14 protein-coding genes are annotated in these 14,790 nt (G+C 66.9%); 7 read left to right on the top strand and 7 right to left on the bottom strand.

Annotated elements, in window-relative coordinates; translation table 11 throughout:
* The first annotated feature begins 158 nt into the window (after positions 1-158).
* Positions 159-1,589: an aminotransferase-like domain-containing protein gene (locus tag ACUY1T_RS09380; RefSeq protein WP_446022130.1), complete on the top strand. Its 1,431-nt coding sequence runs from the start codon at positions 159-161 to the stop codon at positions 1,587-1,589.
* A 1-nt stretch (position 1,590) separates the two neighbouring features.
* Here the strand turns inward: ACUY1T_RS09380 and ACUY1T_RS09375 are convergent, their stop codons facing one another.
* A complete protein-coding gene (locus ACUY1T_RS09375) occupies positions 1,591-2,496 on the bottom strand; it encodes an alpha/beta hydrolase family protein (protein ID WP_446022129.1) in 906 nt (301 codons plus the stop codon).
* 96 nt (positions 2,497-2,592) lie between these two features.
* Here ACUY1T_RS09375 and ACUY1T_RS09370 point away from each other — a divergent pair, with 96 nt between their 5' ends.
* Complete coding sequence (locus ACUY1T_RS09370; RefSeq protein WP_446022128.1) at positions 2,593-2,946, top strand: MerR family transcriptional regulator; 354 nt, start codon at positions 2,593-2,595, stop codon at positions 2,944-2,946.
* 27 nt (positions 2,947-2,973) lie between these two features.
* On the opposite strand, the gene ACUY1T_RS09365 is transcribed toward ACUY1T_RS09370, so the two are convergent.
* The 3 genes from ACUY1T_RS09365 to ACUY1T_RS09355 form a co-directional block, all read right to left on the bottom strand.
* Entirely contained in the window at positions 2,974-3,420 is a 447-nt protein-coding gene (locus tag ACUY1T_RS09365) for a hypothetical protein (protein ID WP_446022126.1), read from the bottom strand.
* 117 nt (positions 3,421-3,537) lie between these two features.
* Positions 3,538-3,741 carry a DUF2783 domain-containing protein gene (locus ACUY1T_RS09360; protein ID WP_446022124.1) on the bottom strand — a complete coding sequence of 68 codons (204 nt, stop codon included), beginning with the start codon at positions 3,739-3,741 and terminating at the stop codon, positions 3,538-3,540.
* Position 3,742: 1 nt separating this feature from the next.
* Positions 3,743-5,422, bottom strand: coding sequence for an FAD-dependent monooxygenase (locus ACUY1T_RS09355; RefSeq protein ID WP_446022122.1), 1,680 nt, complete (start codon positions 5,420-5,422; stop codon positions 3,743-3,745).
* 105 nt (positions 5,423-5,527) lie between these two features.
* On the opposite strand from ACUY1T_RS09355, the gene ACUY1T_RS09350 reads away from it, so the two are divergent.
* Together ACUY1T_RS09350 and chrA are read left to right on the top strand one after the other, a co-directional pair.
* On the top strand, positions 5,528-6,313 hold the full coding sequence (locus tag ACUY1T_RS09350) for a helix-turn-helix transcriptional regulator (protein ID WP_446022120.1): 786 nt from the start codon (positions 5,528-5,530) through the stop codon (positions 6,311-6,313).
* Between the two features lie 84 nt (positions 6,314-6,397).
* Positions 6,398-7,762: a chromate efflux transporter gene (chrA, locus tag ACUY1T_RS09345; protein ID WP_446022118.1), complete on the top strand. Its 1,365-nt coding sequence runs from the start codon at positions 6,398-6,400 to the stop codon at positions 7,760-7,762.
* A 16-nt stretch (positions 7,763-7,778) separates the two neighbouring features.
* On the opposite strand, the gene ACUY1T_RS09340 is transcribed toward chrA, so the two are convergent.
* The 3 genes from ACUY1T_RS09340 to ACUY1T_RS09330 form a co-directional block, all read right to left on the bottom strand.
* Positions 7,779-8,204 (bottom strand): hypothetical protein, encoded by a 426-nt coding sequence (locus ACUY1T_RS09340; protein ID WP_446022116.1) that lies wholly within the window; start codon positions 8,202-8,204, stop codon positions 7,779-7,781.
* Between the two features lie 161 nt (positions 8,205-8,365).
* Positions 8,366-9,421 carry a TRAP transporter substrate-binding protein gene (locus tag ACUY1T_RS09335; protein WP_446022114.1) on the bottom strand — a complete coding sequence of 352 codons (1,056 nt, stop codon included), beginning with the start codon at positions 9,419-9,421 and terminating at the stop codon, positions 8,366-8,368.
* An 80-nt stretch (positions 9,422-9,501) separates the two neighbouring features.
* Positions 9,502-11,847: a cytochrome P450 gene (locus ACUY1T_RS09330; RefSeq protein ID WP_446022112.1), complete on the bottom strand. Its 2,346-nt coding sequence runs from the start codon at positions 11,845-11,847 to the stop codon at positions 9,502-9,504.
* Between the two features lie 191 nt (positions 11,848-12,038).
* On the opposite strand from ACUY1T_RS09330, the gene ACUY1T_RS09325 reads away from it, so the two are divergent.
* The 3 genes from ACUY1T_RS09325 (at position 12,039) to ACUY1T_RS09315 (ending at position 14,697) form a co-directional block, all read left to right on the top strand.
* Positions 12,039-12,716 (top strand): IclR family transcriptional regulator, encoded by a 678-nt coding sequence (locus tag ACUY1T_RS09325; RefSeq protein ID WP_446022110.1) that lies wholly within the window; start codon positions 12,039-12,041, stop codon positions 12,714-12,716.
* A gap of 84 nt (positions 12,717-12,800) precedes the next feature.
* Positions 12,801-13,829, top strand: coding sequence for an aspartate carbamoyltransferase (locus ACUY1T_RS09320; protein WP_446022108.1), 1,029 nt, complete (start codon positions 12,801-12,803; stop codon positions 13,827-13,829).
* 220 nt (positions 13,830-14,049) lie between these two features.
* On the top strand, positions 14,050-14,697 hold the full coding sequence (locus tag ACUY1T_RS09315) for a hypothetical protein (RefSeq protein ID WP_446022106.1): 648 nt from the start codon (positions 14,050-14,052) through the stop codon (positions 14,695-14,697).
* The last annotated feature ends 93 nt before the right edge of the window (positions 14,698-14,790 follow it).

Here is a 14,790-nt window from a genome sequence, read left to right as displayed (position 1 = left end):
CTCCTGTCGGTGGGTTCTAACAGGCTATGGCCACGCGAAAAAGCAATACAGATTCAATATAAAAATAGTTTTGCGATACAGATGTGTCTATTCTAACTCTGTATCGTCCACTATCTCGTCTTCTGTACCGGAAGCTGGAACAAGTCGGTGATTCTGTCATGAAACGTTACGATCAGGTGGCGCAGGCCCTGGCCCAGCGCATCGAGCAGGGCCAGTATCGTATCGGCGATCGGCTGCCCTCCGTGCGCACACTCTGCCGCGAGCTTGGCGTCAGCGTCTCCACGGCGCAGGAGGCTTACCGGCGCCTCGAGGAGTCGGGCCTGGCGGAAGCACGCCCTCGCTCGGGCTACTATGTGCTGCCCCGGCCGGCTCCCAGCGTATTGCCGAAGGTTTCGCGCCCCGCCCAGCGCCCGCTCGACGTTTCCCAGTGGGATCAGGTACTGGAGCTGGTGGCGCGCTCACCCGAGGAGGACCGCCTGCTGATGCTGGGGCGCGGCATCCCCGACCTCACTGCCGTCAGCCTGCGTCCCCTGCAGCGCCAGCTGGCCACGTTGCACCGGCACGTGGCGGCTCACGGGCTCAACTACGACAGCCTGCAGGGCAGCCTCGAGCTGCGGCGCCAGGTGGTACGACTGGCCGCCAAGTCGGGCTGCCTGCTGCATCCCGACGACGTGCTCATCACCACCGGCTGCCAGGAGGCGCTCTCGCTCAGCCTGCGCACCCTGACCGAGCCCGGCGACGTGGTAGCGGTGGATTCGCCGAGCTTCTACGGCACCATGCAGATCCTCAAGGCCCAGAAGCTCAAGGCGCTGGAGATTCCCACCGACCCGCAAACCGGCATCAGCCTCGAGGCGCTGGAGCTGGCGCTGGAGCAGTGGCCAATCAAGGCCATCCAGGTCACGCCTACCTGCAACAACCCGCTCGGCTATACCATGCCCGAGGCACGCAAGCGCGCCCTGGTCGCCCTGGCCCAGCGCTTCGACGTGGCCATCGTCGAGGACGACATCTACGGCGACCTCTCCTTCGATACGCCCCGGCCACGCACGCTCAAGAGCTTCGACGACGACGGCCGGGTGCTGCTGTGCAGCGCCTTCTCCAAGACCCTGGTGCCGGGGCTGCGGGTCGGCTGGATGGCGCCGGGGCGTTACCGCGACCAGGCGCTGCACATGAAGTACGTCTCCACCGGCGCCTCGGCCACGCTGCCGCAGCTGGCGGTGGCCGAGTTCGTCCAGCACGGCCACTACGAGCGCCACCTGCGCGAGATGGTGCGCCAGTACCGCCAGCATCGCGACATCATGATCGACTGGGTGCTGCGCTACTTCCCGGCCGGTACCGGGGTCAGCTATCCCCAGGGCGGCTTCCTGCTATGGCTGGAGCTGCCTGGCGGCGTCGACTGCGTGCGCCTCAATGAGCAGCTGACGGACGAGGGCCTGCACATCACCCCGGGCTCGCTGTTCTCGGCCTCGGGCAAGTTCCGCCACTGCCTGCGCCTGAACTATGCCGCGGCGATGACGCCCGCCGTCGAGGCTGGCGTCAGGCGCGTCGGTGAGGCGGTAGCGGCGCTGCTGGATCAGAAAGTGCCGGCCTGATTCACGGCCTCGTAGTCGTGCTCGCTTGCGCCGTTGCAGCCATTTCCGGCTCGGCACCTTGCAGTGCGGGCAACAGGTAGCGCTGCCACAGGGCCTGCTCGTGCTCGGCGCGGAAGAAGCCGAAGTGGCCGATGCGGGCCAGGCCTGCCTCCTCCGGCCGGATGCGCAGCAGGGTGCGCGGCGCATTGGCATAGAAGCCGTGCAACGACTCGGTGTTGCGCGCCGACATGAAATCGTCGTCGCTGAAGGAGAGCGAGACCACCGGGGTGCGCACGGCGGCGAAGCGTTCGCGCACGCCTGGCTCCGCCCCCACCGCGTATTCCGGGTCGAGGCACCAGCGCCGCCACTGCTCGATCACGCCGCGGGGCAGGTCGCCGACCATGTTCAGCCGCTTGCCCGGGAAGTAGCCCAGCAGCGGTGTGAGCAGCGGCGCAGCTCCATACCATAGCAGCCAGACCCGCCGTTTCAGCGCCGGTGCGTTCTCGCGCCAGTAGCCGCTGCCGCAGGCCACGGTAACGATGCGATCGAGCCGCTCGTGTCCCGGTACCAGCGGCGGAATCTGGCCGCCCAAGCTGTGGCCGATCCAGTGCAACGGCACCTCGGGAGCACGATACGCCAGCTCTTCGATCATCGCCGCGGCGTCGTAGCGCGCCCAGTCGAGGATGCTGGCTTCGAAGCCCCGCAGCCGCGCTGGACGCGATGCTCCCATGCCGCGATAGTCGAAGGTGGCCACGGCCATCCCTTGCTCCGCCAGCCACTGCGCTAGAGGAACATAGAAGCGCTGGGGCACGCCCATGGCGGGGGCGACCAGCACCGCTGCCTTGGGTTTCGCCGGGGTGACGAAGCGGGCGGCGATGGTCACACCGTCGCTACCTCGTACCTGCCGTTCCTCGATCCTGGGGTCCATCTCGTTGCCTCCTCACCATGTCGGGGCTACCGCCGTGCGGGCTCGCCAAACCATGGTAAGGTGTAGAGTCGACTCCACAGTCAAGGGGTTTTTCTCATGCTGATCGGCGAGCTGGAAAGGGCCAGCGGGCTTAGCCGCGACACCATTCGCTTCTACGAGAAGCGCGGCCTGATCACACCCCCGCACAGGCGCGACAACGGCTACCGCGATTACACCGAGCAGACCCTCGCCGAGCTGCGCTTCGTGCGCCGCGCCCGCGAGCTGGAATTCAGCCTCGACGAAATCCGCGAGGCAATGCCGCGCTTCCGCCCGGAGCCGCCGTTCTGCGACGAGCTGGAGGCCCGGCTGTTGCACAAGCGCGAGGCATTTCGCGCCCAGATCCGCGAAGCCGAGGCCAAGATCGGCGTGATCGACGATCTGCTCGCGCGGCTGGGGGCGGCCTCTGCCTGAGCCATTGCGAAGCGCTTCGCGAATCGCTTAGTCCCCTTGTGAGGTCGGCAGCCACCGCTCGAATGCCTTGGCATTGGGGCAGAATTCCCGACACTCCTGCCGAGAGGCATCGTGGCGCAGCGCCAACCAGCAGATCGCGACCCTGGGGCAGGCGCTGCAAACGGTACGCAGGGAATGGATGGCCGGGTCGCGGCTACAGGCGGCCGGATCGAGGCCGAAGCGGCGCATCATGACGGGCAGCAGGGTCTCCGCTGGGGCGCAGCCTTCCAGCTCCCGGGCGGCCAGGCTGCGGGCGATTGCCTGCTCAAGCGAAGGGCTCATGGGATGAGCCAAGTCATGAATAAGCACACTCAGTGTCTTCGGCTCGCAGCACCTGAGCTCGAGCAGGGCCCGTTCGCCTTCGAGAAAGTCGTGCAGCTGCTTCTCGTCACTTGGCGGCGGGTGGAGCTTGTGGGTAGGTCGAGGTTGACTCATCGAAGCGCTCCTCTACAGCCAATTCTTACCGTAGCGTCTCTGCCGCGCCTCGCCTTGATCCCGCTCAATATATGGCCAAAGAAGTAAGTCCTCACTTACTGGAGGCTAGCCCCGCCATCAACGGGAAACGTCCGCGATACCACGCCGCGCCTCCTCGATGGCCGCCGTCACTAGCTCGACGTCGCCTACGCGGTGAGCCAGCGCCAGCGCCAGTTGGGCCAGGAACAGCCGCTCCTGCGACTCGGGCAGTTCATCCAGCATTTCGGCCAGTTGCTCGTAGACCCGTTCCAGGTCGGCAAAAGGCAGTGTCGCATCGCTCATCTCATTTTCCTCCCAGGGTGGTGGCGAGTGCAGCTTCGAGGTCGGTGGGAGCGAGGCGCTTCCAGCGCGCCGCCACGTGGCGGTCGGGGCGCACCAGGTAGGCGCTGCCCGGCTCGGCGCCGTAGGCCGCGAACAGGCTGCCATCCCTATCGATCAAGACGCCCTCGGCGCTCGGCTCGCGGGCCACGCGCAGCAGGTCGATTGACTGGCCCTGGGACTGCAACGCAGCCAGCCGGTCAGCCAGCTCGACATCGACCCGTCCATCCGCACTGAAGTGCAGCAGGATGAAGCCGGTGCCCAGGTGGTCGAGCAGGTAGTCGCCCACGCCCAGGCAATGGTTGGATAGTGGCGCACCGGGGATCGGCCCGGCGATAAAGTCATCAGCGTCGGCCAGGGTCAGCGGACTCCCGGCATAGGTGTAAGGGGTAACCTGGCGCGGATTGGCGAAGCCACTGGCGTAGTCATTGGTGAGCGCCAGCGTCAGGGCGGCGTCACGCATCAGTCGGTAGCCGCGAGTCGGTGGGGTCATGAAGCGGGTGCTCTTGCCGGCGTTGGCGAAGACGTCCAGGGTGGCGCCGCGCCGCTCGGGGCTGTAGCTGTCGAGCAGCCGCTCGGGCGCCAGCCCCTTGAGCACCCAGGCCAGCTTCCAGCCGGCGTTGGCGGCATCGGCAAAGCCGTTGTTGAGTCCGCGTACGCCGAAGATCGGCACCAGGTGGGCGCTGTCGCCGATGAACAGCACCCGGCCATGCCGGTAATCGGCCAACGCCAGCGTGTGAGCCTTGTAGAGGCTCCACCACTCCAGCTCCCAGGCGTCGCCTTCGCCCAGCACCTCGCGCACGATCAGGCCGACCCTGTCGCGAATGTTGTTCTCCTCCACCGCCGCTTCCGGGTCTTCGTCGGGGCCGAGCTGGTAGTCGATGCGCCAGATGTCGTCGGGCTGTCGATGTACCAGGATGGTAGTGTCGGGCAGGGCACGGGAGTGGAAGAAGGCGCGGCGCTCGGTGGGGAAATCGGAGCGCAGGCGGATGTCGGCGATCACATAGCGCCCTTCGTAGGCTTCGCCGTACAGCGCAAGTCCCAGCGCCTTGCGCACCACGCTGCGGGCGCCGTCGGCGGCCAGCAGGTAGTCGCATGCAAGGCGATAGTCGCCCTCCGGCGTGGCCACGTCGAGGGTGACGCCGCTGGCGTCCTGACGCACGCCGGTCACCGCGCTCTGCCAGCGCAGCTCGACATGCTCGCTCGCGGCAGCCTTGTCGATCAGGAACCGTTCGATGTACTGCTGCTGCAGGTTGATCATCGGCGGGAAGCGCTCCTGCTCGGAGTGCGGCATCTCGAAGCGGAAGATCTCTCGGTCGTGGAAGTAGGTGCGACCCCGGGTCCAACCCAGCCCCTTCTCCACGAAAGGAGCCTCGACACCGAGCTGCTGCAGGATCTCCAGGCTGTGGCGGGAAACGCAGATCGCCCGGGAGCCGTCGTTGACGGTAGCCTTGTCGTCGAGCACTACACTCTCGATGCCGTGGCGCGCCAGCTCCAGGGCAGCGGTAACGCCCACCGGGCCGGCGCCGACGATGGCCACGCGGTGGCGCACCCCGCGACCATCGAGTTCGGCGGGACGAACGAAGGGGAAGTGGGGATAATCGAAGTAGAGCGAGTCGGTCTCGGCGCGTCCGGCGGGTCGCATGGGCGGCTCCTGTCAGCGTTGTTATCTACTCACAGACTATCGCGAAGACGACATGGCGACTGTCCCGCAAAAGCCGGGACAAGGTGCTTGCAGGTGGAGGACGAGATGGCCGCAGTTAGCGATGAGCAAAGCGCCGACTGGCCGGGCCTGATGCCGGCCATGGCGGAGTGCGTGGCGTGTCTGGGCGAGGCGGGCTTCGACGAGGCGCTGCTGGCCCTGCTGCGTCGGGCAGTGGGCATCGAGCAGTGCATGGTGTTCGCCTTCGATGGCCGCGACGAGGTCGACTGCCTGCTGGCCGACAACCAGCGCTCACCGCGGGTAGCCGGCCGCCTGGCGGAACTCTACACCGGCGGCCTGTTCCGCCAGGACCCCAACTACCAGCGCTTGCGCCAGCTGATGGATGGGAGCAGCGAAGATGCGGCCGCTGAAGTCACCCCGATGCAGGCCGAGGCGATGCCGGAAGCCTACCGCAGCCACCTGTTCGCCTTTCCCGACCTGGTCGACAAGGTGTCGCTCACCCTGCCCGGCGAGCAGAGCGTCTACTACCTCAACCTCTATCGCGGCAGCGCGGCCGGTCCATTCACCCACGACGACCTGGCCCGGCTCGATGCCCTGGCCCCGCTGCTGGCCAGCTTGATGCGCCGCCACTACGGCCAGGCCAGGCCCAACTCACCGCAGCGACCCAGCGCCGAGGAGGCCGCCATTCTCGCCCCGCTCTCGGAGCGCGAGCGCCAGCTGTGCCTATATCTCCTGCGTGGCCATACCCTCAAGACCGCCGCCATCGAACTCGATATCGCCCTCTCCACCGCCGAAACCTACCGCAAGCGCGCCTATGCCAAGCTCGGCGTGCCCTCCAAGGCGCGGCTGGTGGCGCTGTGTCGAAGAAGGTGAATACGGCAGCCACACGACGCCGTCATCCCAAGCAGTTAGGATAGGCTTGGCCTCGACTCGAGCCCTGCCCTGACTGGAGACAGCATGCCACCGCCCCTGCCCCACGACGTTCCCTTTCGCGAGGCCGTTCACGTCTGGCTGCGCATTGCACTACTCAGCTTCGGCGGCCCCGCCGGGCAGATAGCGGTGATGCATCGCATCCTGGTCGAGGAGAAACGCTGGATCGGCGAGCATCGCTTCCTGCACGCGCTCAACTACTGCATGCTGCTGCCGGGGCCGGAGGCGCAGCAGCTGGCGATCTATATCGGCTGGCTGATGCATCGCACCAAGGGCGGCCTGCTGGCCGGCACGCTGTTCGTGCTGCCCGGTTTCATCAGCATTCTCGCGCTCAGCTACCTGTATGCTGCGCTGGGCAACGTGGGCATGGTGGAAGGGTTGTTTTTCGGGCTGAAGGCGGCGGTGCTCGCCATCGTGATCAACGCGGTGGTGCGCATCGGCAAGCGCGCCCTGCGCAACAACGTGATGCTGGGCATCGCCGCGGCGGCCTTCGTGGCGATCTTCTTTCTCGATATCGCCTTCCCGCTGATCATTCTCGGGGCGGCGCTGATCGGCTTTGTCGGCGGCAAGGCCGGCTCGCCCCTGTTTCGCGTCGGCGGCGGGCATGGCGGGAGTGAGTCCGGTGGCCTGGCCGATCGCGAGTCGTTGCTTGGCGCCGAGCTGCCCGACCACGCGCGGCCCAACCGCGCCTGGTCGCTGAAAGTATCGGGCATCTGCCTGACGCTGTGGCTGACGCCGGTGGCTCTGCTGCTGCTGACGCTGGGGCCGGACAACGTGTTCAGCCAGATCGCCACCTTCTTCAGCCAGATGGCGGTGGTGACCTTCGGCGGCGCCTACGCGGTGCTGAGCTACGTGGCCCAGGCCGCGGTACAGAGCTACGGCTGGCTGGCACCGGGCGAGATGCTCGACGGCCTGGGCATGGCCGAGACCACCCCCGGCCCGCTGATCCAGGTGGTGCAGTTCGTCGGTTTCATGGGTGCCTTCCGCGAGGCCGCCTCTCTCGACCCCTGGCTGGCCGCCACCCTGGCGGCAATCCTCACCACCTGGGTCACCTTCGTGCCCTGCTTTCTGTGGATCTTCCTCGGCGCCCCCTACGTGGAGCGCCTGCGCGACAACGCCGCGCTGAGTGGCGCCATGACCGCGATCACCGCTGCGGTAGTGGGCGTGGTGCTCAACCTGGCGGTGTGGTTCGGCCTGCATGTGGTATTCGCCGAGGTAGGCGAATGGCGCGGCGCGGGGCTGCGCCTGTTGATCCCCGACGTCGCCAGCCTGGACGTGGCCGCCCTGGTCCTCTCGGTGGCCGCCCTGCTGGCGATCTTCCGCTTCGGCGTGGGCATGCTCAAGGTGTTGGGTGCCTGCGCCCTGGCCGGCATGCTGTTGGCTCTGCTGTAAACCGCCGGCCGGTGCGTCAGGCGGTCTCGGCCAGCCGCTCGAAGGCCGCTGCGTTGGGGCAGAAGGCGCGGCATTCGTCGATCCCGGCGTCGCGGCGCATGGCACCCCAGCAGTGGCCGGCCACCGGGCAGGCGTTGCAGTTGCCGCGCAAGCTCGGGTAGCTGGCATGCCCGGCGACGCTGGCCTGATCGAGACCGAAGCGTTGAAGCATGACCGGCATCAGGGTCTCGGCCGGGACGAAGGCGCGAAAGCCGCCGCGATCGAGATGGCGTGCCATCTCACGTTCGAAGGCGGGCTCCAGCGGCGTCTCGAGATCCCGGAGCATCTCGCTGTAGACCTGCGGCGATTCCGCTTCGATTTCGCGGACCAGCCGCCGCGTGGAGGCGCGGTAGCTACCCTCGCAGAGACGGTTCCACCATGAGTTCCTGGGTGCCTGGTTCATGCTGCCTCTCCTTCCCGGTGCGTTTTCCGCAGTATCGTTCTCCCACCGCTTGGCAGCATTGACGGAGGTCAAAATAGTTTCATTTGAAACTTAAAACAGGCCTGCCCATAACGCAGCGAGCGCGGCCGGGGCCGCGCTCGCTGAAAGAGGTACGTCACAATTCAGGCTTCAGGGTCGATTACCTCGTCGGCCGACAGGCCCTCTTCGCCCTCGGCGGCGTCGAGCTGCTCGAAGAAGTAAGCGTGGGCGGCCTCGCCGTCGACGCCCCTGGCACCGGCGGCTTCCATCCAGGCCCCGGGCAGGTCGGCGGCCATCTGCTGGAAGCGCTCGATCTCCTCGGCCGGCAGCTCGATGAAGGTATTGCCCTGCTGCTCGGCGAACTCGATGCCGCGTACGTCGACCACGTCCATCATGTAGCCGAACAGGCGCGAGAGCCGCTCGCCGGAGACCTCCTCGATCGCCGTTCGATCCTCCTCGGAAAGCGAGGCCCAGGTATCGGGATTCATCACCAGCGAGAAGCTGCCGCGATAGAAGCCGCCCGGCATCTGCACCGTGTAGGGCAATACCTCGGCCAGGCGGAAGCTCTTGAGGCCTTCCAGGGTCAGCATGGCGCCATCGACCACGCCCTGGGTCGCCGCCTCGTAGGTACTGGCCGGCGGCAGCGCCACGCCGGTGAGCGCCAGCGCATTGGAGATATCGCCCATCACGCCGCCACCGATGCGCACGCGCTTGCCACGAAGGTCATCCAGGCTGTCGATCGATTCATTGAGGAACAGCGAGCCCGGACCGTGTACGCCCACGCCGATCACTTCGACGCCACGATGCTCGCCGGCCTCGGCGAAGTACTCGTTGTGAGTACGCCAGTAGGCCACCGAAGCGGCTTCCGAGGAGAAGTTCTCGAAGGTGGGCAGCTCGGGGAGCTTGGTCAGCTCGAAGCGCCCCGGCATCAGGCCGTGGAACAGCCAGGTGACATCGGCCACGCCGTCGGCGATCAGCTCCATCTGTGCACCCGGCGGGCCCATGTCGTGGACCACGTTGACGGTGACGCGCCCTTCGGTGGCCTCTTCCACCCAACTGGCCCAGGTCGGCCAGACGATGGTGTTGACGCCGTGGTTGGGGCCCGCCCAGGTGCTCACCGTCAGTTCGGTGGCGGCGGCGCCCTGGAAGGCGCCCAGGGAAAGCGCGGTGAGTGCGGTCAGTGTCGCGAGTTTTTTCATTGTCGTTCCTCGTGAGTCCCGGTTGTCAGGGTCGGCGTACTTTCGTCATTGCCATGGTGAAATGTGAGCGATGGCCAGCGTCAGAGGGCAAGCTTGAGCTTTTTCCCCTTTGCCCTCGAACAACAGCTCATCAGGCGGTCCTGGCCGGCGCGCTCGGCGGCGGTGAGCACCTTGTCGCGATGGTCGATCTCGCCCTCGACCACATCGACCTGGCAGGAGCCGCAAAGGCCCTCCTCGCAGTCGCTGGGTACGTCGACACCGGCGGCACGCAAAGCCTGCAGCAGGGTACGGTCCGGGGCCACCTCGACGATCAGCTCGGAGTCGGCAAGCTCGACCTCGAAGGCGTGCTCCTTGGCCGGGTCCATCAGCGTCCCCTCTGCCGCGAAGTGCTCCACGTGCAGGCTGCCCTCCGGCCAGTGGCCGGTGCCGGCTTCCAGCGCCGTGAGCAGCCGCTCCGGGCCGCAGGCGTAGAGCAGCGTGGCCTCGTGCGGCGCGGTGAGCAGGCCGGCGAGATCGAGCCGTTCGCCCTCGTCCTTGGGGTAGCACTGTAGCGCCTCGCCGTGGTCGCGCTCGAGCCGCTCGATGAAGGCCATGCTGGCGCGGGATCGGCCGGCATAGTGCAGCTCATAGGACTTGCCCAGCCGCTTCAAGCGGTCGGCCATGGCGATGATCGGCGTGATGCCGATGCCACCGGCGATCAGCACGTAGTGCTGCGCCGATTCGTCGAGGCGGAAGTGGTTCTTGGGCCCGCGCAGGCGCAGGGTCATGCCCGGTTCCAGATGCTCGTGAATCCACGCCGAGCCGCCTCGCCCCTCGGGTTCGCGCAGCACGGCGATCTGCAGCCAGTAGGGATCGTCTACCTCGCCGCACAGTGAGTACTTGCGCACGTAGTCGCCCACGATCAGGTCGACGTGGGAGCCGGGGCTCCACTCCGGCACGCGACGCCCACGGGGATCTTCCAATGCGATCTGCAACACGCCCTCGGAAGCCGCCTGCACCTTGGCGACGACCATTTCCCGGGCGATGTCCTGGCGCGACGGCGCCCCGACGGGGAAGTCGCGCTGGGCGCTGCGTACGGCCGGATCGCGGCGCTCCGGATTGTGCGCCGGGTCCCAGCGCACCCACAGCGCCTCGGGACCGCGAAAGGAGGTGTTGGGCAGGAAGGTGAACTCCTGTTCCTCGAGCTCGAGATGCGGTAGGCGGCGGGTGAACTCCTCGAGGAAGATGCGCATCTCCATGCGGCCGAGGTTCTTGCCCATGCACTGGTGGCTGCCGTAGCCGAAGGTGAGATGGTCGACGGCGTTGTCGCGGTAGATGTCGAGCTCGTCGGGGTTCTCGAAGTGGGCCGGGTCGTGGTTGGCCGAGGCCGTGACCATCAGGATCTTGCCGCCCTCGGGAATGGTCACGCCGCCCACTTCCACCTCGCGGGTGGCGATGCGCCGCCAGGCCACCACCGAACCGGAGTGGCGCAGGCACTCCTCGGCCGCGGCGGGAATCAGCTCGGGATTGGCGCACAGCTCGGCCCACACCGCGGGGCGCGAGAGCAGCTGACGAAAGGCGTTGGCGGTGGCCAGCGCGGTGGTCTCGTGGGCGGCGACGATGATCGCCATCATCATCGAGTGCAGGTAGTTGTCGGTGACCACGTCCGGCTTCTGCCGGTTCTTCTCGATCATGTCGTACATCCAGCCGTGGCCACGCGGCTGGGCTTGCATCTTCGCCAGCACCTGGCCGGAGTACTGCCAGAACCTGCCGACACCTTCGGCCACCTCGACCTGCTGCTCGGGCGACGGGCGCCCCCAGGTATTGAGGGTGTGCGCCACCGAGAAGCGGCGCAGCTGCTCCATGTCCTCCTCGGGCACGCCGAGGAAGTGCAGCGCCACGGTGAGCGGCACCTCCCAGAACATCTCGGCGACCAGGTCGGCGCGGCCGCGGTCGACGATGGCGTCGAGCTTCTCGCGCACCAGCCTGCGCACCATCGGTGCGTGGGCCTCCAGCGCCTCGGGGGTGAAGGCCTCGAGCAGCTCGCGGCGCCGGGCCATGTGGGCCGGCTCGTCCTCGTTCACCAGGGTGCGGTTCATGCCGTAGTCGTAGCGCTCGAGCACCGCCAAGGCTTCGTCGCTGGCCGGGGTGATCTTCTCCAGCGCTATCGACGGGGAAAAGGTGAGGTTGTCGCGGAAAATCGCCTTGATGTCGTCGTAGCGGCTCACGACCCAATAGCCGAGCTTGGGGCTGTAGAACACCGGCTCCTGTTCGCGGGACCAGCGCAGCGCCTCGGCGGGGTCGAGCTGGTAGGGGCGGTCGAAGGGGTCGAAGGCCGCCGCCCGGGACGATACGGGGCAGCCGTTGGGCGCCGTGGGCGGCTCTTGAGCGGCGTGGAAGGGGCAGCCGCCCGCACCGGCCTGGGTCCGATGAATGGCGTTTGTCATGGGGCCTCCCGCGGGGCTGTCATCCGTAATCGTGTCTGTCATGCGTGGCGGCGCCTTGTTTTACTTTTATCGCACATCTAGTATCGTTAAACGAACACATGGCAGAACATAGGCAGTTTCGACGGGGACGTCAATTCCGGACGTCTGCGCTACCATGCCCAGGCACCCACCGACTCGAGGCTCACGTTCGAATGGCCACCACCCTGCAAACCCTGGATCGCGGCCTGCGCGCGCTGGAACTCATCGCCGAACACGCCGAAGGCATCAGCGTCGCCGAACTCGCCGAGCAGCTTGAGGTGCATCGCGCCATCGCCTACCGCCTCGTCACCACCCTCGAGCAGCACGGACTGGTGGCACGCTCCAGCGAGGGCTCGCTGCGCCTGGGCGCCGGCATCTCACTGCTGGCCTCACGCTTCGAGCCACAACTGCGCGCCGTGGCCCAGCCGCTGCTGCAAGCACTGGCCAAGGCGACCCGGGCCACCGCCTTCGTCTCGGTGGCCCAGGGCGAGGAGTGCGTGGTGCTGCTGGTGGCGGAACCGGAGGAGGGGCTGCTGCGCGTGAGCTACCGGGTCGGCAGCCGCCACCCGCTGACGCTAGGAGCGGCGGGCATCGCCATTCTCGCCGGGCGTGCCCCGCGTGCGGACGACAGCGAGACGGTGCGCCAGGCCCGCGCCGACGGCTACAGCCTAACTCGCGGCCAACTGCAACGCGGTGCGGTGGGGGTGGCGAGCCCCGTGGCCACGCCGCAGTTCCGCCCCGGTGTCGAAGCCTGCGTGGGCGTGGTGGCGATGGACGATCTCGATACCGAGCGGGCGATTCGCGAAGTGAAGGCTCACGCACACAGGTTGGCCGAGCTGGTCGGTCGCTGAGCGCTCGACATTGCGACCGTGAAGCGACGGGCCGGTAGCGTTACACTACGAGCCACCCCTTCGCTGCCACCTTCGAGGCCTTCGATGAGTCCCCACCTGCTCTCCGTCGATTCCCTGTCCCGCGAACGCGTCGACCACCTGATGCGCGTCGCCGCCCGCATGGAGCCCATCGCCCAACGCCGCCAGGTGACACGGGTGCTGGAGGGGGCCGTACTCGGCAACCTGTTCTTCGAGGCCAGCACCCGCACCCGGGTAAGCTTCCACGCGGCCTTCTGCCGCCTGGGTGGCAGCGTGTGCGACACCACCGGCTTCACCTTCTCCTCGATGGCCAAGGGCGAGTCGCTCTACGACACCAGTCGGGTAATGAGCGGCTACTGCGACGCCATCGTCATGCGCCACCCCGATCAGGGCTCGGTGGCGGAGTTCGCCGCCGCCACCCACGTGCCGGTGATCAACGGCGGCGACGGCCCCGGCGAGCACCCCAGCCAGGCACTGCTCGACTTCTATACCATCGACAAGGAGTTCACCCGGCTGGGCAAGAAGCTCGCCGGCGCCCACGTGCTGCTGACCGGCGACCTCAAGTACGGCCGCACCGTGCATTCACTGATCAAGCTGCTGTCGCTCTACGACCCCATGCGTTTCACCCTGGTCGCGCCGCCCGGACTGGAGATGCCGAGTTACCTGATCGACCTGGTCGCCTCCCGCGGGCACCGCGTCGAGGAGCGTAGCAGCCTGGCCGGCGACTATGCGGACGTGGACGTGGTCTACACCACCCGCATCCAGAAGGAGCGCTTCACCGCCGAGATGAGCGAAGGCTTCAGCCTGTCGCGGGACTTCACCGTCGACCGCGCCTTCATGGACAAGCGCTGCGGCCGCGACACCATCGTCATGCACCCGCTGCCCCGCGACAGCCGCCCCGATGCCAACGACCTGGACGTGGACCTCAACGGCGACCCGCGCCTGGCGATCTTCCGCCAGACCGACAACGGCATCCCGGTGCGTATGGCGATCTTCGCCACCCTGCTCCAAGTGGAAGAGCTGATCGAGAAGGACCTGCGCCCGGTGCGCTGGTTCGTGCCCGAGCGAGTCGGCGTGGACGACAGCCCACTCTGACGATGCAACCAACGTTGGGCATCGCTATGCTGATGACGATCGTGGAATATGCGAAGCTGTCACGGCAGCCCTTGGCTGCCACCCTTGACGACAAGGCTCGATAGAGCCGGCTGAGGAATGACGACCTCGAATAGCCAACTCGAATAGCCAACTCGAATAGCCAACTCGAATAACAACGGCGTTGCCGCCCAAGGCAACCGGTAGAAAGGAGATGTCACGCATGACCCTGGAACGAGCGTACATACTGCTGGCGGTGTTCTACAGCGTGCTGGTGGCGATCGGTGCCATTGCCCTACTGGTGGGCGGCGGCCCGCTGTGGGGGGTGGCATCGGTCGGGCTGGGGGCGCTGGTGGCAGCCGGCCTGTGGGGCCACACCCTCGGCAAGCCGGTGATGAACCCGCGCATGTGGCGCCCGCTGGCAGGCATCCTGGCAGCCAGCTTCGTAGTGCAGATGTTCGCCGTATTCGCGTTGCACCCTCCCGGCGCCGAGCTCACCTGGCTGCTGACCGGCGCCATCTTCTCGGTGCTGCCGGCCATCATGCTGTTCCAGTACGGCAAGCGCGACCAGGAGGTGTGGGCCACGACCGAGGAGCGCGAGGGCGGCAAGATGCTCGACGAGCTGCTGACCCGACAGCGCGAGCTGGTGCTGGAGAAGCAGGAAGCCGACAGCCAGGCCACGGTCAAGCTGACCAAGGCGGGCAACACCTACCGTGCCAGCGTCACCCGCGGACGCGGCACCCAGGTGGAGCGCTTCGAGGAGAGCTTCACCTGCCCCGCCACCCTGGCCTTCTTCGTCATCAAGTACACCTGCATCTCGGTGAACGACATTGCCGCGCAGTATGCCGAGGAACGGGTGCTGACTACGTAAATTCTAAATTAGCCACTGCATGTGCCTAAAGCCGGATCTGTCAGATTCGGCTTTAGCTATAACCGGAGCAATTTAGGTTTTTATCTCAAACGT

This window comes from Billgrantia sp. Q4P2 (assembly GCF_052806135.1).
Note: the sequence above shows the minus strand (reverse complement) of the source record. Positions and strands in the feature narration are given on the sequence as shown.

Excerpts from the sequence above, each read along its gene's own strand:
- ACUY1T_RS09380 (WP_446022130.1), top strand. The coding sequence starts at position 159 with ATGAAACGTTACGATCAGGTGGCGCAGGCCCTGGCCCAGCGCATCGAG.
- ACUY1T_RS09375 (WP_446022129.1), bottom strand. The coding sequence starts at position 2,496 with ATGGACCCCAGGATCGAGGAACGGCAGGTACGAGGTAGCGACGGTGTG.
- ACUY1T_RS09370 (WP_446022128.1), top strand. The coding sequence starts at position 2,593 with ATGCTGATCGGCGAGCTGGAAAGGGCCAGCGGGCTTAGCCGCGACACC.
- ACUY1T_RS09365 (WP_446022126.1), bottom strand. The coding sequence starts at position 3,420 with ATGAGTCAACCTCGACCTACCCACAAGCTCCACCCGCCGCCAAGTGAC.
- ACUY1T_RS09360 (WP_446022124.1), bottom strand. The coding sequence starts at position 3,741 with ATGAGCGATGCGACACTGCCTTTTGCCGACCTGGAACGGGTCTACGAG.
- ACUY1T_RS09355 (WP_446022122.1), bottom strand. The coding sequence starts at position 5,422 with ATGCGACCCGCCGGACGCGCCGAGACCGACTCGCTCTACTTCGATTAT.
- ACUY1T_RS09350 (WP_446022120.1), top strand. The coding sequence starts at position 5,528 with ATGGCCGCAGTTAGCGATGAGCAAAGCGCCGACTGGCCGGGCCTGATG.
- chrA (WP_446022118.1), top strand. The coding sequence starts at position 6,398 with ATGCCACCGCCCCTGCCCCACGACGTTCCCTTTCGCGAGGCCGTTCAC.
- ACUY1T_RS09340 (WP_446022116.1), bottom strand. The coding sequence starts at position 8,204 with ATGAACCAGGCACCCAGGAACTCATGGTGGAACCGTCTCTGCGAGGGT.
- ACUY1T_RS09335 (WP_446022114.1), bottom strand. The coding sequence starts at position 9,421 with ATGAAAAAACTCGCGACACTGACCGCACTCACCGCGCTTTCCCTGGGC.
- ACUY1T_RS09330 (WP_446022112.1), bottom strand. The coding sequence starts at position 11,847 with ATGACAAACGCCATTCATCGGACCCAGGCCGGTGCGGGCGGCTGCCCC.
- ACUY1T_RS09325 (WP_446022110.1), top strand. The coding sequence starts at position 12,039 with ATGGCCACCACCCTGCAAACCCTGGATCGCGGCCTGCGCGCGCTGGAA.
- ACUY1T_RS09320 (WP_446022108.1), top strand. The coding sequence starts at position 12,801 with ATGAGTCCCCACCTGCTCTCCGTCGATTCCCTGTCCCGCGAACGCGTC.
- ACUY1T_RS09315 (WP_446022106.1), top strand. The coding sequence starts at position 14,050 with ATGACCCTGGAACGAGCGTACATACTGCTGGCGGTGTTCTACAGCGTG.